The organism is Acinetobacter sp. P1(2025) (assembly GCF_051390655.1).
Classification (GTDB): Bacteria; Pseudomonadota; Gammaproteobacteria; order Pseudomonadales; family Moraxellaceae; genus Acinetobacter; species Acinetobacter junii.
Genome location: NZ_JBPKBJ010000028.1, coordinates 1 through 19,568 on the forward strand (window position 1 = coordinate 1; position 19,568 = coordinate 19,568).

Sequence of the window (19,568 nt, forward strand, 5' to 3'; positions counted from 1 at the left end):
TCTGGCTACACGTTATCGAAATAGGCGTAAACGCATGGGTTTACGTCTGAATTTAATTGCTGCAATTTACAACATGGAGTTGGTTGAAAAATGATTTTTGCAAGAGGTCTATTCATAAAGGCATCTATGATGTTCTTAGTTTAAAATCCCCTGATCATTTTTATATCAGCATCATTCGTGCATTATCATATAGTCGGTTGGTACAAGCTGAACATCGTCTATTAAATGAATTAGAAGCCGCACAAACACAAGCACAATCTTTAGTTGCAGAAACTCATAAAGCGGTCGCAGTATTACAAGAAGGAATTCATTTCAGTGCCAACAAAGAGTATGCGACTCTTTTTGGTTTCGAGAATGAAGATGATTTGATTGGTTTACCATTACTAGATGTTTTACAACCTGAAGATTTGGCTCAATTTAAACTACGCTTCAAGAAGATTTCTCAAGGTCAATTTGAACATGCTCGCTTTGAGATCAAAACACTCAATTCAAATGTAAAAAACAATCCATTACATGTAGAGTTTTTACCATCTGGAAATGATGATGAAATTCAACTCAATATCGAATGTCCTTCTCAAGCCACACAAAAATCCGAACCAACTACAGTCGCGCCTACTGTAACGATTGCTCCAGCAGAAAAACTTTCAAGTTTAAATTCATCTTTACAACAAATTAATCGCCATCTTAGCAATCATCCTGCAAATGTGAATGCCTTAGTTTTATTTGGCTTAAATCATTGTCCAAATGAAGTTTTTCAATCTGATTGGCGTGGAACAAAGTCTTATTTTTCAAATATTCAAAATTTCATTAAAGAACAAGTCAACGTCCCAATTCATCAAATTGAAACAGCACTCTATGCTGGCTTAATCCAAGCTGAATCCAAAGAAGTATTAAACTCATTATTGATTGGTTTAAATGGTCTACAAAAACCTCAACTTCTTGTGACAGATAATCACACCTTTCCACTCCAATTAAAATTAGGATATTGTGAGTTAAATCAACCAATTTCAAATGAAACTGCTTTTGAACAATTACTCTCAAAAGCTTTTGCTACACCTCTTCCTGTTTTCAATAGTCAAAAGATAGATGCCGATATCGGTCTTACAACCGAACATATTCAAACCTCTGTTAAATTAACCTTATTACAAGAGTTAAAACAGAAACTAGATGCTGGCTCCATCCAATTAAAATATCAACAACTTTATGATAAGCAGGATCAACATACTCATACCTATGAGGTTACAGCAGGATTTATTCATGATAATCAATGGATTGATTTAAGTGATCTAGCCGATTTAAAAGATGATCCTGAGTTATCTGTACAACTTGACCGCTGGATTCTTGTAGAAGCGTGTAAACAACTACACAACTTTATTACCCAATATCCAAAAGCTAAACTAATCGTTAATTTGAATCATCACATTCTAATTAATGATAAAAAACTACCTGAGTTGGTCGCAAAACTTCTTACAATTATTGGAAGTAAACAGGCTCATCCGCTTATTGTTCAATTCTCAGAGTATAGTCTGCAACAAAATCTGTCTCAAGCTCAGCAGCAAGTCGCTCTACTCCGTCAATACGGCGCTGAAGTTTCAATACGCAATTTTGGTGATTCACTTTATAGCGAATCTATTCTTACGCAAATTGATACCCAATATTTATGCCTACATAGCAAACTCTCCAAGATGTTAGCTAGCGAGAAAGACATGGCAAAATTACAGGAAAAAATTCTGAATTTCATCGGTATGAAATCTGTAGAAATTTTACTGACTGATTTAAATGACATGAATTTATTCGCAAATGCTTGGAATGTTGAGGCGCGCTTCTTGCAAGGCAACTACTTCCAAAAGAAACTTGATCGTTTAACTGACGTACAAGATCAATAAAAAATCTACCAACCTCTTCTTTTACAAAGGAGAGGCTTTAGAGACAACAAAAAACGGGCATATAGCCCGTTTTTTGTTTTTCTAGATATTAACGTTTGATAGAACGTGACATACCAGAGAAACGTTGTTTGAACTTGTCGATACGACCACCAGTATCTACATTCTTTTGTTTACCAGTATAGAATGGGTGGCAAGCTGAACATACGTCAAGATAAAGAGTTTCTTTACCAAGTGCAGAACGAGTTTCGATTACGTTACCGCATGAGCAAGTAGCAACTAATTTTTCGTATTTAGGGTGAATATCGGCGCGCATGGTCGATGCTCCTATTTAGTAAGAAAGGCTTAAGCTGTTATCGCAATTGATCACTCTCAAGATGAGGAAAGCAGAGTTTTAATACTCGCAGATCAATACCACAACAGACCATTTCTTTTGACTCACCGAGACATCTTAGGTCAGAGCAAAGCCAACAAGTGGCGCAGATTATACGCGAATAAATTATATTTTGCGAACTATTCCTGCATTGATTTTGACCAATGATTCGCAATTACCCCACAAACCATCAACTGAATTTGGTGGAAAATCATGATGGGTAATACAATCATCCCCAAAGGCTGCCCAATAAAAAGAATTTGAGCCATTGGAACACCACTCGCTAAAGTTTTTTTAGAACTACAAAAGAAAATCGTAATTTGATCCGCCTGATTGAATCCCAACCATTTAGGCAAATACAATGCAAGTAACATTACTACGGTAAGTAAAACTGAACATGCCAGTGTTAAATAAATCAATGTAATTCCGCTTACTTGTTGCCATAGACCAGCGACAACTGCGCTACTAAATGCGCCATAAACAACCATGAGGATTGAACCCTGATCAAAAACCTTTACAACGCTCGGAAATTTACGCATTTGTGGGAAAATAAATGGTCTTAATAATTGACCTAATATAAATGGCACAAGCAGCAATAATGTAATTTGTACAATTGATTTTGTCGGGTCAAAATCATGTTGACTTTGCCCTAAGATAAAATAGCTGACCAAAATCGGTGTGATAAACATGCCTATAATATTAGAAAAGGAAGCACTGCACACTGCACCCGCTACATTCCCTTTAGCCATAGACGTAAATGCAATCGAAGACTGAACCGTGGAAGGTAAGAAACACATAAACAAGAAGCCCCAATATAACTGTTGCCCCAATACTGGTTCTAAAACAGGTCTCGACAAAAGTCCAATCAATGGGAAAATCAAAAAAGTAAAAATAAAGACTAAAGCATGCATTCTCCAATGCAACATTCCCTCTATGACAGCTTCTCGTGATAATTTTGCACCATGTAAAAAGAAAAGAACGGCTATTGCGACTGTCGTTAAAATATTAAAATAATAAGCAAGCTGACCTGATATGGGTAACAATGTGGCTAATAAGACCATGAGTACCAATAAAATCGTAAAGCGATCTAGTGCTAATAACTTCAACATAATTCTTTCCCTGACCTACCCTCAAAATAATAAAAAGCCCAATATGATATTGTTGACCATTTGATCAAACCATCATACTGAGCTCTATAAATAAATCTAGTTTTTAAATAATTAGACCTCAGTCTAACGCATTAAAACTAATTATTTCTTGCATTCTGATCTTGTTGAATAAGTTCAACTTTGTAGCCATCTGGATCTTCAACAAAAGCAATGACCGTCACACCACCTTTCATAGGCCCAGCTTCACGGACGACCTTACCGCCACGAGCTTTGATCTCTTCACATGCTTTATAAGCATCATCAACACCAATTGCGATATGACCATAAGCATTGCCTAAATCATAACTAGATGTATCCCAATTATGAGTTAATTCAAGAACCGTATTGTTCTGCTCATCACCGTAACCCACAAATGCGAGTGTAAAACGTCCTTCTTCGTAATCACGTTTGCGAAGTAATTGCATACCAAGCACTTCAGTATAGAACTTGAGAGATTGTTCTAAATTACCTACTCGTAGCATTGTATGTAACATGCGCATAGTTATTCACCTGTCTGTTGTGTTGTTTGGTTTCGTTCATGATCACGTAATAATTTCGCAACCCAAACCACTAAAATTAGAATCGGAATACCGATTAAAGTCGTCATTAAAAAGAAATTTGGATAACCAATATTACTCACGATTGTTCCTGAATAACCACCCAATAGTTTTGGCGTTAATGTCATTAAAGAACTAAAAATTGCATATTGAACCGCTGTAAATGAAACACTGGTTAAACTTGATAAAAAAGCAATGAATGCTGCACCAGCCAATCCAGATGCTAAATTATCCATAATAATCGCCAAATATAACCATAAGGTACTATAGCTTTTAATGACTTTACCAGAAAGTTCAACTGAGCTTTTTTGATCTGGTTGGATTACTTGCACTGGTTGAACATCCATATCTAAAGCGGAATCTGGATGTGTTGCTGTATCAATAAAATAAGCTCTACTTGTAGCTAATTCAGTTTGGTTGTTGTTTTTAAAATTAACTGAAGCTTTAACTAACTTCGTTGGAGAGTTTAATAAAACCTTCCCATCAACTGCTCCAGTGAATATTCCATGAGGATCAACTTTAGCAACAATTTCTTTATCGTCAACCATAATGACAACTGGACGCTCTGTGTCTAATGTATCAACATTTACGCCAGCAAGCTGACCTTTAATAACTAAACTTTGCTTTAGATCATTTGAGCTAAGTTGATCATTACCACTCATTGGCAATAATTGAATCTGAGGCTTTTGTGATGCAATCAAATATGGAACTGTTAATTGAAACTTTGAGTCCGCTTCTTGCTGATATTGACTAGTGACTTGGATATCTTTTGCTTTTAATAACTGTTCACTTGGTACAGATAATTTCCAATACCCCACCTCATCCGTATCTACTTGATAGTGCTTATCTGCGATTTGTACCTCAACCTGAGCTAAAGGTTTGCCTGAGTTTACCAAGCCAATGAAAATCAAATTGGTAGAACTAGCTAAAACAGCACCAACAAACATTAACTTCATAATATTCATTCGCTGTGCCAACAAGCCCCCAAGAAAGCCACCGACAAGGCTAAATAAAACACCATATATTTTTACTGCTTCAGCAATTTGCTCTTTAGTAAAATTCAAGTCCTGATAAAAAACATTTGAAATGACGCCAGCAATAATGTCTGAAATTCTAAAAAAACCAATAAGCAGTAATAATACTAAAGCGAGTTTTAGACCGTAGCGTTTGAAGAAATCAAGAATCGGCGCAACCCATGTTTCTTTCGCCATCTGCTGATTTACGACACCAGCTTTTACTAACCCAGAACCAACCAATAAAGCGACTGCTGTTGCGGTCAAAAAGCGAAGCGCTTCTAAACCAAATAAAGCTGCGGTATCCTTAATCTCAGCCGAAGTGGTGATGTAATTTGTGAGATTACCTGAATAGATATAGCTCACGACAAAACTTGCAACAGCAACAAAAAATACCAATACCAAACGATAATAATCTGTCTTTTTATATTCTTTATAAATTCGATTTACTTGTGGTTCACGAATACTTAGAGTAGTGATGATACCAACACTCATGACTGCTGCCATGGCTAAGTAAGTATACTTCCAAGCTTCGTAGATATAATTTCCCTTGGCAGTTCCTAAGTAAGCCGCAAGAAATAATGCACCAGCACCAGCAACAATCATTCCGATGCGATAACCTGCATTGTATGTCGATGCTAAGACAGTTTGCATTTCTGTTTCAGCTAACTCGATACGATAGGCATCAATCACAATATCTTGCGTAGCTGCGGAAAAGCCAAGTAATACTGCCCCAACCGCCATTTGAATAATATAACTTTGACCAAGAGCTGGGTCTGAAAATGCCATGATACAAATTGCACATATAATTAAACACTGTGCAATTAACAGCCATGCTCGACGTCGCCCTAATGTGCGTGTTAGAAATGGGACAGGCAACTCATCAATTAATGGTGCCCAAACAAATTTAAAAGAATAGCCTAATGCAGCCCAACTAAAAAAAGTTACTGCACTTTTTTCAATTCCTGCCTCACCTAGCCATAAAGATAAGCTAGAAAAAATGAGTAAAATTGGTATCCCCGCTGAGAAACCTAAAAATAACATAATCAAAGCACGGCGATCTAAAAATGCTTTAAATGCAGATGCCCAACCTGTGGTTTGTGTTGTCATTGGTTATTATTTTCCATGAACATGCCTGAATGTGCCTATTCAATCGTTTCTTGTGTTCGCTTGCAAGTTGCTTTGTGCAACCATTGTTTTGTTTTGTCGATAAAAAACACAAGTTCGCTTGATCTTTAGACCTAAAACTGTATACCTTTAACAGAAGCTATAAATACTTCTAAACATTTGCGAAATCTAGCCAAATTGACACCAAATGTTAAATGATGAATCACACCATTTATGTTTGTTCGCAAGTCATGAGATATGTTTAGATGCATCTATAGTTCTAATTTCAATTATCGTTTATTTGTTGGATATCAATAGTGACCCAAAAACTTGATCAAATGACTGCAACCGCACTTTCTTTAACACCAACAAACACAACTACAGCAAATTTAAATACCTTTCCAAGCGCTTTTGACCAGACGGATATACAAGAAACATTAAAAAGAACCTCGCTAGCTTCGGAACAACTCACTCATGTTCTAGACCTAGTCAAAATTCCGAATTCGACGAAACGAATCAAACCGCTCAACAATTTTTTAGGGCAAGATCGAGCACGTGCCTCTGTTGAAGCTGGAATCTCTCTGCCTTATTCAGGTTACAATATTTTTGCTGTCGGAACTGCTGGACTTGGTAAACGGACGATGATCAAACGTTTACTGCAACAGCATGCCAAAACGATGCCAACACCTGATGACTGGGTATATGTTAATAATTTTAAAAATCCTAGACAACCTATCGCACTTCGCTTCCCTGCTGGACAAGGCGTAAAGTTCCAAGCTGCACTTCAACAAACTTGGCAAACCATTCTTAAACAATTAGAACGTCGCTTTAGTGCAGAGACCTATCACAATCGAATTGAACGTATTCGTCAAGACACGGGTGATGTACAACAACAAGCACTGTCCGAATTAACCAAAGAAGGCGCAGAACTCGACTTAAAACTCATTTCAAGAAATGACAAGCATGTTTTCGTGCCGATGCAATTGATCGACAATGAATATCAAGAATTAACACAGCATGATATTGATGCTTTAAGCCAAAAAGAACGTTCTGAACTAAGCTCTAATATCCGCTATATGGAGAAAAAATTAGAGCGTTTAGGTTTACATCTAGGCGATCTTGAAGACGATGCTCGAGATAAAGTTTCACTTTTAAATAGAGATATCGCAGCACAAGTTGTTCTACCTCGCATGGAACAAATTTTAAATAAAAATAAAGACGTTAAAGGTTTAGAAGAATATTTAAAGCATTATGCCGAAGATGTTATAGAAAACGTTGAACTGATCTTAGAACAAGAGGAAGATGATTTCACGCCTGCTTTGTTCAATCGCGTTCCTTCAAGATATCAAGCCAATGTCATTATTGCCAATAAACCGAATAGTGGTGCTCCTGTTATTTTTGAAGACTTCCCAACGCATTACAACTTACTTGGGCATGTCGAGCAGCTCACTCACAACGGCACAATTACGACAGATTTTACATTAATTCGTCCAGGCTCATTGCACCATGCAAATGGTGGTTTCCTTATGCTTGAGGCTGAGCAATTGCTGGAACAACCCTACGCTTGGCAAGGTTTAAAACGCGCATTAAAGTCAGGGCAACTCAAACTATCGTCTTTGGAACATATGCTGACATTGACAGGTAGTATTTCGATTGAACCTGCCGCTGTTCCACTAGATATTAAAGTCGTATTACTGGCTGAACCTGAAATTTATTATGAAATTTTAGAAGTAGAACCAGAACTTGGCAGTGTATTTAAAATTCGTGCTGATTTTACAGATACATTACAACGTAATGACAGCAACGAACAAGCATATATGCAGCTTATTGCTGATTATGTTCAAGCAGATAAACTTTTACCTTTTGATCGCTCTGCTCTCGCTGCACTGTTAACTGACTCTAGTCGTCAAGCTGAAGATCAAAGCTCCTTATCGCTTCATGCTTCGACACTGGGTGATTTGATTCGTGAAGCACATCATCACGCTTTTAAGAGTGGTGATAAAATCGTAACAGATCAACATGTCAATCAAGCATTACATCATCGCCAATACCGTTTGGGTTATTTACGAGAGCTTTATTGGCAAGACTTATCACGAGGTACTCAATTAATTGAGACTTCGGGGCATCGCTTAGGTCAAATTAATGCCCTATCTGTTATTCATTATGCTGATGTTGAGTTTGGTCTCCCATCACGTTTAACTGCTTCTGTCTATCAAGGTGGTGGAGATATTCTTGATATTGAGCGAAGTGTAGAACTTGGTGGTTCTCTACACGCAAAAGGCGTACTCCTCATGGCTAGTTTCCTTAAAGCTCATTTTGGTCGTGAACAGATCCTACACTTCTCTGCTGCTCTTGCATTCGAACAAAGTTATGGACAAGTTGATGGTGACAGCGCAACAGTTGCCGAACTTTCTGCTTTAATTTCGGCTATTTGTCAAATCCCAATTGATCAGTCTTGGGCTATCACAGGCTCTATGAACCAACTAGGACAAGTACAACCTATCGGCGGCGTAAATGCCAAAATTGAAGGTTTTTATGATGCTTGTAAATTGCAAGGACTAACAGGTAAGCAAGGCGTAATTATCCCTCGTCAAAACATGCAACATCTAATGCTACGCCAAGACGTTATTGATGCTGTTAATAGTGGTCAATTCCATGTTCATGCAATTGACACGATTGACCAAGCTTTAGAAATCCTGATGGCCCGTCCTGTTGGAACACTAGACAAAAAAGGTCGATATAGCAAAAACTCAATCTATGCTGCTGTGATGGAGCAACTTGAGTATTGGCAAGCGATTGAAGATGGTGAAGCTGTTGAAGATGATGAACCAAAGAAAAAGAAAAAGCGTAAAAAAACCAAAAAAGATGAAGTAGATTCAAAAGCAGCTGAAGAATCAACCGCACAAGCGAAAAACTTAAAATCGCTGCGTAAACACAAGAAAAAATAAGATGAAAAAAAGCCATGTTCTGATGAGAACATGGCTTTTTTATTTAGGCTACGCCCTGCAAGGAACGCCCACCAGGAAGCTGAGCAAAATATTGTTTTAAGGCGTCTATACAGCGATGGACTTTCATTGGGTATTGTTCACGTTTCGAGGTCAATGCATGTAAGGTATATGCTGGCATATTCCAATCAGGTAATACCTCAACTAAAGACCCATTCACTAACTCTTTTTGGATATCCATATATAAAATACGCGCGATCCCATGCCCTTGCTGACACAATGATTTTGCAACAAACACGTTATTGGTACTTAAGCGTGTTTTCATATCAATATTTACTACTTCCCCACTTAAACCATGACGAAACGAGAAATGCTGATAATTTTGCATTAAAGTCACTGGTAACAATTCATGATGACGTAAATCTTCTGGTCTCGAAATCGGAGGAGCTTGATTTAGATAACTTGGTGATGCAACGAGTACCTGATCAACTCGAGCTAATGGCACAGCTGTTAACTGATGATCATCGATTTTGAGGCTCATGCGGATTGCAATATCAATTCGCTCTTCAATTAAATCAATATAACGATGATCGGCTTCAAAATGGATTGCAAGTGCTTTGTGTGCAGACATCCAGTGAGAAAGTGCTGGAATAACATGAAGCGCACCGAGTTCTGGTGTCGTTGCAATACGTAAGTCACCGACTAAATCATCGCGCAATTCATTGATGCGGATTTTGCCACGCTCTGCTGCTGCAAGCATTTCTTGACAGCTTAAAAAGAATGCTTGACCCGCTTCTGTAAGGCTTAATTTTCGTGTAGAACGATGAAGCAAAGTCACATCCATATCTTGTTCTAAAGAACGGATTTGTTGACTGACTGCGCTTGTTGTAATTCCCAGTTCTCTAGCAGCACCGCTAAATGAACTTTTTTCAACAACGCACGCAAAAACCCCCATTGCACGCAACTGATCTAGCATAGACTTCCCTCTCAAATTATTAATATGCTTATTGTTCTAATTAAAGCAATCAATATGAGTATACAGAGAAGTCTACTCCTAGACTAGAGATTCTTAACAATTTGTTGAAAGTTTGTTAAACAAATAATGATGTATATTTAGTTAGGTAAAACAGTGGTTGGATTAACAGGTTTACCATCTAATCTAACTTGGAATTCCAGCATGACTCTAGTCGCTCCTGAAGAACCCATTTCAGCAATCTTTTGGCCAGCTGTCACATTTTCACCGCTTTTCACCAACATTTTACTGTTATGTGCATAAGCAGTAATGTAACCATCAATGTGCTTGATCAGAACCAAGTTGCCGTATTCTTTTAGACCATCCGCGGCATATACAACTTGACCATTTGCTGCTGCATAGACTGGATCACCCTCATTTCCACCATAACGGGTCCCTTTGACATTACTTGCCAGATTAAAACCTTGAATCACAGGACCGTTGCTAGGTTTTACCCAGCGTAAACCCGATGCTAAAGTTGAAGCAGTTGGTGGATTCACAGGTGTTGGCGTAATAACAGGTGTTTTTGGTACAACTGGCTGTTGAGTCGGTAAATTAATCGTTTGACGTTGGATAGGAGTTGCTTGAGTGATCGCCTGCGTCGACGTAGTACGCTGACTGACTGAGCCTTTAAGTCTTAGTGACTGATTCACATAAATTCGATACGGAGCTGCAATATCATTCAGTGCAGCAATATCTAAGTAGTTCAAACCATAGCGGTTTGCGATCCCACTCAGTGTATCCCCTGAACGCACTGTATAGTAATTAGGTGCATTCACGTAGCGTGCGCCACCTTTGTATTGTGGTTTAGATGCACACCCCGTCACAATTACTGTCGTTGCTACTGATAGAGACAATAGGATTGTTTTAATCATTTTCTTTGTTAGAAAAATCGAGACTTGGTTTGAATGCATCTTCACCCTCATCGAAACCTGAATTATATTTGCGCCTAAGAGTATCAAAAAAGTGAAAAAAAACGAGTTCTCACTTTCTATATTCACAAAGTTATAACATAGCAACCGCTAACCATTAACAAGAACATGTAAATTATCTAAAATCGCGTAGTTCGTTGCATCCATTTGAATTGGAGTAACACTGACATAACCATTCGACACTGCAAAAAAATCTGATTGAATATTGCTAGAAACAGCCTGAGGATCAGTTACTGCCTCTCCAGCTAATCCAATCCAATAAACTTGTCTTCCTCGGGGGTCAACATGGCTACTTACAGGTTTAGATTGCGCTCTTCGGCCTTGATAAGTCACTTTTGTACCTTGGATTTGAGCAACATCTGGAATATTAATATTAAAAATATGACGAGGTGGTAAAATAGGTAATCCATTTGCAATAAAGTCATGGACCCATTGTGCTGCTTGCGCATAATGCTGAGGGTGTTCATATGATCGAACATTTGAACCTGCCAAAGAAACAGCAATCGCAGGATGTTTCATTAACCTTCCTTCAAATGCAGCTCCTACCGTACCTGAGTACAATACATCATCACCAAGATTTGCACCGCTATTGATACCACTCACAACCAGATCAAATTCAAAATCAAATAGACCATTCATTGACAAATAAACACAGTCCGCAGGCGTTCCATTCACTGCCCAGACGTCTTCAGAGATTTGAACTGGTCGCAAAGGACGATCTAATGTCAAAGCACTAGAATAACCACTCCGCTCACTTTCAGGTGCAACCACAACCACTCGACCTAATGGTTTTAAGGCCTGCGCTAAAGCTTGTAGTCCTGGGGCAAAAACACCATCATCATTTGCAATCAAAATATTCACTAAATTCCAGTCTCTTCAAATATTACTAGGGAGTTTTTTCAATTGAATTATTCATTGAATTATATATATTTATAACTTCTTAGTATTAGAAATTTACATTGCCATGAGACATTTATCTAATTTTATTCGATTTTTTGGGGTGAGTTTCACACTTGTAGCAGCATCTGTAGCATTTGCTGACGAAGCGGTTTCAGTCAAAGAAGCAGATGCATTAATCAAAGATGATATTGCAAATGCACAAGTACTTATCGAAATGTGTCCAAACCTCATCGGTAAGAATGCAAAATTTGACCAAAACATCAAAAAGATGGTCGGTTCTTATTTAAGTAACTACTCGGACAAGACTGCATCTATAGACAGCTTACAAAAAGATGCTGAATTTCAAAGTCTGCTCAAAGATGCACGTTCTGCTGCAACAGAAGTTGAGAAATCAGAACAGAAATCAGTATGTGAAGATGTCCTTAATTTCGAAGAATAAGTTTTGATATAGGTAAATGTGGTTTTATTTCTCAGATTTAAGATCACATTTTCTCCATTGTTTCTACAGCAAAGATACAAATTTCAATCCCAGTTATGCTATAAGTTATTCAAATTCTTTAAGTCTTGTTTTTGAGTTTGATTTCTTATGACTAAAAATGTTTTAAAAACACTGGGTTTATCATTTCTCTTAGCGTCTACTGCATTTTCTGCAACCACTTATGCAGCAGAAAAAAAATCAGAAACCGAAAAAATTGAAGTTACTCCGACCTCAGAAAATGTCACTCAACAAGAGTTAGCTGCAATTTATGTGCTTTCTGAAATTTGCCCTCCATTAATCGGCAAAGATCTTAAGTTTAATAAAGCCTACGACAATCTTGTTAAAGCCTATTTAGATAATGATCCAAAAGCTGTTGATGTACTCAATAAGCGCGCAAAAAGTAAAGATTTTCAGACTGCTTTGACAGAAGCACGTAATGATGCAAAAGCCGCATCTGATGAAGATAATCGCCAAATTTGCGACGATGTTCGAAATTATTATTCTAAGTAACCGATTCGTTACAATACTGTGTTAAAAAGCCGACTTCCCCCATAGAAGTCGGCTTTGCTTTGTCCTAAAATGCTAGGCTCTTCTGCTTCACACAAGATATTGGAACGATCTAGAATGAATCAAAAAAGCGCTCTTGCTGCATTATTACTTTTGCCAAGCTTTTCATATGCAGCAACTGTCCTATCTGCTCCACCAGAACTAAATAATAAATCCTATGTATTAATGGATTATGAGACAGGACAGATTCTCGCTGCAAAAAATGAAAATGAAAAACTTGCACCTGCTTCAATGACTAAAATGATGACAAGCTACATCATTGAGCAGAAACTTTTGAAGGGGGAATTGACTGAAAACGAACAAGTACGCATGAATGAATCTGCGTGGTGTCGTGGAAGTAGTACAGAATCATGTATGTATGTACCGCTTAATGGAACAGCAACTGTTCTAGAAATGCTTCGCGGTATTATCATCCAATCAGGTAATGATGCTTCTAAAGCAATGGCTGAACATATTGCGGGCAATGAAGGTACATTCGCCCACATGATGAACCAAGAAGCTAAACGCGTTGGAATGGTAAATACACACTTTATCAACTCAACAGGTATGCCTGCTGATGGTCATTACTCAACTGCAAAAGATATGGCAGTTCTTGCTCAGCATATTATTAAAGACAGCTCAAAGTACTACCCAATTTACTCTGAAAAAGAATTTACATTTAACGGTATCAAACAAGGTAACCGTAATGCCCTTCTCTACACAGACCCAAGTGTAGATGGTTTAAAAACAGGTCATACTGAAGAAGCTGGTTACTGCTTAACCACTTCAAGCAAACGTGGTCCTATGCGTTTGATTTCTGTGATTTTCGGTACACCAAGCATGAATGAACGTGCGAGCCAAACTCGTACATTATTGGCTTGGGGTTTTGCAAACTTTGAAACTGCTAATGTTCAACCAGCAAATCAAGTTTTAGCAAAAGCAAAAGTATGGTTTGGTAAAGAAGATGAAGTTCAAATCGGTTTGGCTGAAAACTTCAATGTAACTATGCCTAAAGGTCAAGCTGACAAAATCAAAACTCAAATCGTCGTTCAACCAAAACTGAATGCACCTTTGGCTAAAGGTCAAGTTGTAGGTAAATTAGTTGCGAGTCTTGATGGAAAGGTGATTGCTGAAAAACCACTAGTTGCATTAAAACCTGTTGAAGAAGCAGGCTTTTTTGCTCGTATGATCGACCATATCAAACAGTTCCTTAGCAACTTATTCTAATTCTCAGAATAAACAAGCTAATCAAGCATTCATGCTATTTAGTATGAATGCTTTTTTATTTTATAATTCATGCAAATTATTTATTGTATTTTCTCATGGCTAAAAATATTCGCCCCTATTTAGATCATTACCCTGATATTGATACAAGTTGTTATATTGATGAAATGTCTGTGGTCATCGGGGATGTCAAATTAGCTGAGAATGTTTCAGTTTGGCCTTTTGCCGTAATTCGCGGTGATGTCAATTCGATTCAGATTGGTAAAAATAGTAATGTACAAGATCATTGTATGTTACATGTCAGCCATAAAAATCAATCCAAACCAAATGGTTCACCTTTAGTAATTGGTGATGATGTGACTGTAGGTCATCATGTGACTTTACACGGCTGTACTATTGGCAATCGTGTCCTGATTGGAATCAATACTGTCGTTTTAGATGACGTGATTATTGAAGATGATGTCATGATTGGTGCAGGCAGTCTTGTGCCACCACGTAAAGTCTTAAAAAGTGGTTATTTGTATGTGGGTAGCCCAGTCCAGCAAGTCCGCCCTCTCACAGATAAAGAAAAAGCATTTTTACCTTATTCGGCGCAAAATTATGTAAAAGTGAGGGATAATTATTTAAATAAATCAAATTTTTAAGAAAAATCTATACAACACTAAACGAGGTGGACTTCTATTCAAGTATAGACCTCTCTTAATCGGTTAAAAGAGATCTCATCGATTAACTCAAACTGGTATGCTTTTTGGATGATATTTATGTTTCTACGCAGAAATGTATTACAAAGACCATCACAGACTATTTTTTAATAAATACCCTGTATTAGTATTATTTAATAAATCTTATGACCAACTTTAAGCATCACTCCACCTTTTATCTAAAATCTTTAATTCATTAATAGCCTGTTCAAATTGTGCAAACTGAAATGTTAACTCAGGTGTAGTTTTAGGATGCTCCCAAATAACAGATGTCACTATATCTTGAATATTTCCAAATGCCTGACCAAACCTCACCCACTTCACTTCTATATTGGTGACGACTTGCTCAACCACAATAACACTGCATATCAAATCTAGATCATCAGGACAGACTAAAAGTGGAACAATCGTAGAAATTGGACCATATTCAGAAAAGTTGGGCATTAAAAGCTCCCAAGCATGACTCAATGCTAACTCACTTTCAAAGTCATATAACCATCCTTGCGCTGGAACCAAGTTATCTGTACGCTCAAAAATATTCGTATTCTCTTGCACCCATAAATTTAGAGGCACATCATCAATTGCAAGAATTGGAAATGGGTTTAAATTATTACTTGCGTCATGAATACACCCATGAATTGGATGTTCATCTAACAGAATCGGTGAAATTAAGTTCATATATTTGTAAAAATTGGGAAAATATTAAGATTTAGTATTAAACACTAATTGATTCATGCGTAACTTTACAACAAAAACATAAGTTTTAGCACGCGTAAGAAAATTGCTCAACGACATCAACTAGCCACCGCGCCCCAAATTTTGTAGAATACGTTTTTTAAAATCATGGTGCTTTCTATGACCGCTTGGACACCTCATGTCACAGTCGCCACTGTAGTTGAAAAAGACGGACGTTTTCTGTTTGTTGAAGAACACAGCGAAGGCTTTGTACATACCGTGTTTAATCAACCTGCTGGTCATGTCGAATGCGGTGAAACGATTATTGAAGCAGCGATCCGTGAGACCTTAGAAGAAACAGGTCATCACGTAGAAATAGATCATTTGCTTGGTATCTATACCTATACCCCTCCCATGTTTCCAGATCGTACATATTATCGCTTTTGCTTCTTGGCTCATGTCACTTCGGTTGAGGAAAATTCACAACTAGATACCGATATTGTCGGTGCAGTTTGGATGAGTTTAGAAGAGCTGCAAGAATCCGCTCGTGCGCGAAGCCCATTAGTTTTAAAAGTAATTGAAGATGCCCTCGCTGGTAAGAAATATCCTTTATCGCTTATTTATGAGCACCCTTTTTCTCCCTCATTAACTTCTCATTTGGATGCTTAATTAGATGCAACAACGTGTCATCGTCGGTATGTCTGGTGGTGTAGACTCCTCTGTTTCTGCCGCGCTTTTACTTCAACAAGGATATCAAGTTGAAGGTCTTTTCATGAAAAATTGGGAAGAAGATGATGGTACGGAATACTGCACAGCCCTTGAAGATTTAGCAGATGCGCAAGCCGTTGCAGACAAGATTGGAATTAAACTGCACACCGCAAACTTTGCCATGGAATATTGGGATCGTGTGTTTGAGCATTTCTTAGCTGAATACGCAGCAGGTCGTACTCCAAACCCAGATATTCTATGTAATAAAGAGATTAAGTTCCGTGCGTTCCTCGACCATGCTATGACTTTGGGTGCAGATTTTATAGCAACAGGTCACTATGCACGTCGTGGTGTAAGCACACAAAACTCTCGTGGTGAAATCTATGCGCCATTATTACGTGGTGTTGATAATAATAAAGACCAGACTTATTTCTTACATGCAGTGCATGGTCGTGAAATCAATAAGACGCTGTTCCCTGTCGGTGAAATTGAAAAACCTGAAGTTCGTCGCATTGCTGAACAACTTGATTTAGCAACAGCGAAGAAAAAGGACTCAACTGGTATTTGCTTTATTGGTGAACGTCGATTTACAGACTTCCTCAAACAATATCTTCCTGCTCAAGCTGGAAAAATTGTCTTAGACAACGGCAAAGAAGTTGGTGAACATCACGGCTTAATGTACTATACGCTCGGTCAACGCGGTGGCATCGGTATCGGTGGTATGAAAGGTGCGCAAGAAGGTGCATGGTTCGTACTTCACAAAGACATTGCCAACAATCGTCTCGTCATTGGACAAGGTCATGAGCATCCACTTATGCAAAGTAAACAACTTTGGAGTGAAGCGATTGATTGGGTTGCAGGTGAACAAGAGATCCCAACTACGGGTTTCCGATGCACAGCAAAAACTCGTTATCGTCAGCCTGACCAAGCGTGTACAATTTATCGTGACGAACATACAGAAAATGGTATTCGAGTTGAGTTTGATGAATCACAACGTGCTGTAACTCCAGGGCAAAGTGTGGTGTTTTACTCAGGAGAGGTATGCTTAGGCGGTGGTGTCATTCACCATACTGATGCACCTCAACCAGATTTTATTTAAGGATATTGGAATCGAAGCATGGCGGAGTTACCCTTTCAGCACACCCAAGCGTTGAATGTAAGACAAAACCGTGCTTTAGCATTGGCTGCTGTCTTCCAAGCAACTCAGCTGACCCATATGACTGCGATGGCGGGACAGCAGAGTATTGGAGATAGTGGTAATTTTTATTTTGAACTACTGATCAAAGCAAGTTTAAATATTCGTCCAGCGACCAACAATGCGACTCAAACTTTAGATTTCTTTAATCAACTGGCTGATATTTCACTAGGTTTAAAAACATTAGAAGGTTGTATTACTCAACCATTTAATACTGCACCAAAATCCCGAGTTCCTAAACTTTCGACAGCTAAACTTCCCATGTCCTATGCTATGGCATTATTGCAGTTGGAAAAGAAAGTTTATAGCAATCCTGAATACGTCAAAATTATCGAAACGGCTCAACAAAAAATCCTAAAACAGTTGTCTTTTTTCGATAATAACTATTTGCACCCAAGTATTATTGCCAATTTAGCTCAGACCTATGTTGAAACTGCTGGGCAAATTAATCCACGTATCCTTGTCCGTGGTAATGCTGAAGCTTTTAAAGATATGAATCATACAAATCGAATCCGTGCTTGCCTCTTTACAGGTCTACAACTTGCGCATTTATGGCGACAACTGGGCGGTAGCTCATGGAGTATGATCTTTAGTAAACGTAAGCTTTTACAAGATATTCAAGCTCTTGCTCGTTTGCAGTATCAGGTCGTTTAAACCGATGCTAGAGCAAATTTTTTATACCGTTTTACAACCTCTATAAATCTCTCTTGAGGAATAAATAAAGTTCTGCAAGAGAGACAAACTTTAAGGAATCTGTATGAATGCTTTAACCGCACTCTCACCACTTGATGGACGTTATGCGAGCAAATGCGATGCGCTACGCCCTTTTTTGTCTGAGTTTGGTTTAATCCACGCTCGTGTCACTGTTGAAGTGCGTTGGTTACAAGCACTTGCAAATCGTGCAGAAATCATCGAAGTACCTGCATTTTCTGCTGAAACGAATGCTGCTTTAGATGCGATTGTGACGAATTTTTCTGAAGAAGATGCAAACCGCATTAAAGAAATTGAACGTACAACTAACCATGATGTAAAAGCAGTTGAATATTTCCTTAAAGAAAAAATTGCCAATATTGATGAATTAAAAAATGCGGGCGAATTCATTCATTTTGCATGCACATCTGAAGACATCAACAACTTGTCTCATGCATTAATGCTTAAAAATGGTCGTGAAGTTCTTGTTTCAAGCATGAAGCAAATTCTGAACGCGATTTCAGCTTTAGCTACAACACATGCTGAACAGCCAATGTTATCTCGTACTCATGGTCAAACTGCTAGCCCAACAACTTTGGGTAAAGAAATGGCGAACGTTGCTTATCGTTTAGCGCGCCAAATCAAGCAATTTGAAAATGTTGAATTATTGGGCAAAATCAATGGTGCAGTAGGTAACTACAATGCTCACCTTTCTGCTTATCCAGAAATTGATTGGGCTGCACATGCACAAGCATTTGTTGAATCTTTAGGTCTAAGTTTCAACCCATACACCACTCAAATCGAGCCACATGATTACATGGCTGAATTGTTTGATGCATTACGTCGTTATAACACGATCTTGATCGACTTTAACCGTGATGTTTGGGGCTATATCTCTCTTGGTTACTTCAAGCAAAAATTAAAAGACGGTGAAGTTGGTTCTTCAACAATGCCTCATAAAGTAAACCCTATCGACTTCGAAAACTCAGAAGGTAACTTAGGTATTGCAAATGCGGTATTGGGTCACTTAGGTGAAAAACTTCCAGTTTCTCGTTGGCAGCGTGACTTAACTGACTCAACTGTTCTTCGTAACATGGGTGTTGGTTTTGCACAAAGCTTGATTGCTTTTGATGCTTGCTTAAAAGGTATTGGTAAACTTGAACTCAATGCTAACCGTTTAAATGAAGATTTAGACCAAGCACAAGAAGTTCTTGCTGAACCGATCCAAACAGTAATGCGTCGTTATAATGTTGAAAAACCTTACGAAAAACTAAAAGCACTTACTCGTGGTCAAGCAATGACACGTGAAATGATGGTGAACTTCGTTAATGGTGATGAACTTCTTCAAGTTCCAGCTGATGAACGTGCTCGTTTAGCAGAGCTTACTCCTGCTACATATACAGGTAATGCTGCTGAACAAGCAAAACAAATCAATGATTTGATTAGCAAAATCTAAGCTGATCATTCAATCATAAAAAAGC

General features: G+C 38.1%; 17 protein-coding genes and 2 pseudogenes. 11 read left to right on the forward strand and 8 right to left on the reverse strand.

From position 1 onward, the window contains the following. A pseudogene (locus ACSC97_RS08730) lies at positions 1-94 on the forward strand (IS5/IS1182 family transposase); the annotation flags it as partial. A gap of 16 nt (positions 95-110) precedes the next feature. Further along, positions 111-1,886 (forward strand): annotated as a pseudogene (locus ACSC97_RS08735) (EAL domain-containing protein); the annotation flags it as partial. 88 nt (positions 1,887-1,974) lie between these two features. On the opposite strand, the gene rpmE reads toward ACSC97_RS08735, so the two are convergent. From rpmE to ACSC97_RS08755, 4 genes are all read right to left on the reverse strand, one after another. After that, the gene (gene rpmE, locus ACSC97_RS08740) at positions 1,975-2,199 is read right to left on the reverse strand and encodes a 50S ribosomal protein L31 (RefSeq protein ID WP_004662919.1); all 225 of its coding nucleotides are present in this window, start codon (positions 2,197-2,199) and stop codon (positions 1,975-1,977) included. 197 nt (positions 2,200-2,396) lie between these two features. Continuing rightward, entirely contained in the window at positions 2,397-3,365 is a 969-nt protein-coding gene (locus ACSC97_RS08745; RefSeq protein ID WP_042891922.1) for a bile acid:sodium symporter family protein, read from the reverse strand. 137 nt (positions 3,366-3,502) lie between these two features. Beyond that, complete coding sequence (gene gloA, locus ACSC97_RS08750) at positions 3,503-3,904, reverse strand: lactoylglutathione lyase (protein ID WP_004913115.1); 402 nt, start codon at positions 3,902-3,904, stop codon at positions 3,503-3,505. Positions 3,905-3,906: 2 nt separating this feature from the next. Further along, positions 3,907-6,084: an AmpG family muropeptide MFS transporter gene (locus ACSC97_RS08755; RefSeq protein ID WP_436660464.1), complete on the reverse strand. Its 2,178-nt coding sequence runs from the start codon at positions 6,082-6,084 to the stop codon at positions 3,907-3,909. Positions 6,085-6,398: 314 nt separating this feature from the next. On the opposite strand from ACSC97_RS08755, the gene ACSC97_RS08760 reads away from it, so the two are divergent. Further along, a complete protein-coding gene (locus ACSC97_RS08760; protein WP_436660466.1) occupies positions 6,399-9,029 on the forward strand; it encodes a Lon protease family protein in 2,631 nt (876 codons plus the stop codon). A gap of 43 nt (positions 9,030-9,072) precedes the next feature. On the opposite strand, the gene ACSC97_RS08765 is transcribed toward ACSC97_RS08760, so the two are convergent. The 3 genes from ACSC97_RS08765 to surE form a co-directional block, all read right to left on the reverse strand. After that, the gene (locus tag ACSC97_RS08765) at positions 9,073-10,002 is read right to left on the reverse strand and encodes a LysR family transcriptional regulator (protein WP_004953334.1); all 930 of its coding nucleotides are present in this window, start codon (positions 10,000-10,002) and stop codon (positions 9,073-9,075) included. Between the two features lie 137 nt (positions 10,003-10,139). Further along, positions 10,140-10,952: a peptidoglycan DD-metalloendopeptidase family protein gene (locus ACSC97_RS08770; RefSeq protein ID WP_436660468.1), complete on the reverse strand. Its 813-nt coding sequence runs from the start codon at positions 10,950-10,952 to the stop codon at positions 10,140-10,142. 108 nt (positions 10,953-11,060) lie between these two features. After that, positions 11,061-11,831, reverse strand: a complete 771-nt coding sequence (gene surE, locus ACSC97_RS08775; protein WP_004913134.1) for a 5'/3'-nucleotidase SurE — start codon at positions 11,829-11,831, stop codon at positions 11,061-11,063. Positions 11,832-11,934: 103 nt separating this feature from the next. Here surE and ACSC97_RS08780 point away from each other — a divergent pair, with 103 nt between their 5' ends. The 4 genes from ACSC97_RS08780 (at position 11,935) to ACSC97_RS08795 (ending at position 14,762) form a co-directional block, all read left to right on the forward strand. After that, a complete protein-coding gene (locus ACSC97_RS08780) occupies positions 11,935-12,309 on the forward strand; it encodes an MCR_0457 family protein (protein WP_005402906.1) in 375 nt (124 codons plus the stop codon). 147 nt (positions 12,310-12,456) lie between these two features. Then, positions 12,457-12,858, forward strand: a complete 402-nt coding sequence (locus tag ACSC97_RS08785; protein WP_436660471.1) for an MCR_0457 family protein — start codon at positions 12,457-12,459, stop codon at positions 12,856-12,858. Positions 12,859-12,972: 114 nt separating this feature from the next. Continuing rightward, the gene (gene dacC, locus ACSC97_RS08790) at positions 12,973-14,121 is read left to right on the forward strand and encodes a D-alanyl-D-alanine carboxypeptidase PBP5/6 (RefSeq protein WP_004913142.1); all 1,149 of its coding nucleotides are present in this window, start codon (positions 12,973-12,975) and stop codon (positions 14,119-14,121) included. A 95-nt stretch (positions 14,122-14,216) separates the two neighbouring features. After that, positions 14,217-14,762: a gamma carbonic anhydrase family protein gene (locus ACSC97_RS08795; protein ID WP_436660473.1), complete on the forward strand. Its 546-nt coding sequence runs from the start codon at positions 14,217-14,219 to the stop codon at positions 14,760-14,762. A 213-nt stretch (positions 14,763-14,975) separates the two neighbouring features. Here the strand turns inward: ACSC97_RS08795 and ACSC97_RS08800 are convergent, their stop codons facing one another. Further along, positions 14,976-15,497 carry a hypothetical protein gene (locus ACSC97_RS08800; protein WP_404489140.1) on the reverse strand — a complete coding sequence of 174 codons (522 nt, stop codon included), beginning with the start codon at positions 15,495-15,497 and terminating at the stop codon, positions 14,976-14,978. Between the two features lie 177 nt (positions 15,498-15,674). Between ACSC97_RS08800 and ACSC97_RS08805 the strand changes: the two genes are divergently transcribed. The 4 genes from ACSC97_RS08805 to purB all read left to right on the forward strand — a co-directional run bounded on the left by ACSC97_RS08805 (position 15,675) and on the right by purB (position 19,543). Then, positions 15,675-16,163, forward strand: coding sequence for an NUDIX hydrolase (locus tag ACSC97_RS08805; RefSeq protein ID WP_436660475.1), 489 nt, complete (start codon positions 15,675-15,677; stop codon positions 16,161-16,163). A gap of 4 nt (positions 16,164-16,167) precedes the next feature. Then, positions 16,168-17,301 (forward strand): tRNA 2-thiouridine(34) synthase MnmA, encoded by a 1,134-nt coding sequence (gene mnmA, locus ACSC97_RS08810; protein ID WP_436660477.1) that lies wholly within the window; start codon positions 16,168-16,170, stop codon positions 17,299-17,301. Between the two features lie 18 nt (positions 17,302-17,319). Continuing rightward, entirely contained in the window at positions 17,320-18,051 is a 732-nt protein-coding gene (gene hflD, locus ACSC97_RS08815; RefSeq protein ID WP_004913152.1) for a high frequency lysogenization protein HflD, read from the forward strand. 103 nt (positions 18,052-18,154) lie between these two features. Then, positions 18,155-19,543, forward strand: coding sequence for an adenylosuccinate lyase (purB, locus tag ACSC97_RS08820; RefSeq protein WP_004953312.1), 1,389 nt, complete (start codon positions 18,155-18,157; stop codon positions 19,541-19,543). Positions 19,544-19,568 lie beyond the last annotated feature (25 nt).

What these genes read in the sequence shown, in the direction of transcription:
- rpmE (WP_004662919.1), bottom strand. Translation starts at nt 2,199, where the DNA reads ATGCGCGCCGATATTCACCCTAAATACGAAAAATTAGTTGCTACTTGC.
- ACSC97_RS08745 (WP_042891922.1), bottom strand. Translation starts at nt 3,365, where the DNA reads ATGTTGAAGTTATTAGCACTAGATCGCTTTACGATTTTATTGGTACTC.
- gloA (WP_004913115.1), bottom strand. Translation starts at nt 3,904, where the DNA reads ATGCGCATGTTACATACAATGCTACGAGTAGGTAATTTAGAACAATCT.
- ACSC97_RS08755 (WP_436660464.1), bottom strand. Translation starts at nt 6,084, where the DNA reads ATGACAACACAAACCACAGGTTGGGCATCTGCATTTAAAGCATTTTTA.
- ACSC97_RS08765 (WP_004953334.1), bottom strand. Translation starts at nt 10,002, where the DNA reads ATGCTAGATCAGTTGCGTGCAATGGGGGTTTTTGCGTGCGTTGTTGAA.
- ACSC97_RS08770 (WP_436660468.1), bottom strand. Translation starts at nt 10,952, where the DNA reads ATGCATTCAAACCAAGTCTCGATTTTTCTAACAAAGAAAATGATTAAA.
- ACSC97_RS08780 (WP_005402906.1), top strand. Translation starts at nt 11,935, where the DNA reads ATGAGACATTTATCTAATTTTATTCGATTTTTTGGGGTGAGTTTCACA.
- ACSC97_RS08785 (WP_436660471.1), top strand. Translation starts at nt 12,457, where the DNA reads ATGACTAAAAATGTTTTAAAAACACTGGGTTTATCATTTCTCTTAGCG.
- dacC (WP_004913142.1), top strand. Translation starts at nt 12,973, where the DNA reads ATGAATCAAAAAAGCGCTCTTGCTGCATTATTACTTTTGCCAAGCTTT.
- ACSC97_RS08795 (WP_436660473.1), top strand. Translation starts at nt 14,217, where the DNA reads ATGGCTAAAAATATTCGCCCCTATTTAGATCATTACCCTGATATTGAT.
- ACSC97_RS08800 (WP_404489140.1), bottom strand. Translation starts at nt 15,497, where the DNA reads ATGAACTTAATTTCACCGATTCTGTTAGATGAACATCCAATTCATGGG.
- ACSC97_RS08805 (WP_436660475.1), top strand. Translation starts at nt 15,675, where the DNA reads ATGACCGCTTGGACACCTCATGTCACAGTCGCCACTGTAGTTGAAAAA.
- mnmA (WP_436660477.1), top strand. Translation starts at nt 16,168, where the DNA reads ATGCAACAACGTGTCATCGTCGGTATGTCTGGTGGTGTAGACTCCTCT.
- hflD (WP_004913152.1), top strand. Translation starts at nt 17,320, where the DNA reads ATGGCGGAGTTACCCTTTCAGCACACCCAAGCGTTGAATGTAAGACAA.
- purB (WP_004953312.1), top strand. Translation starts at nt 18,155, where the DNA reads ATGAATGCTTTAACCGCACTCTCACCACTTGATGGACGTTATGCGAGC.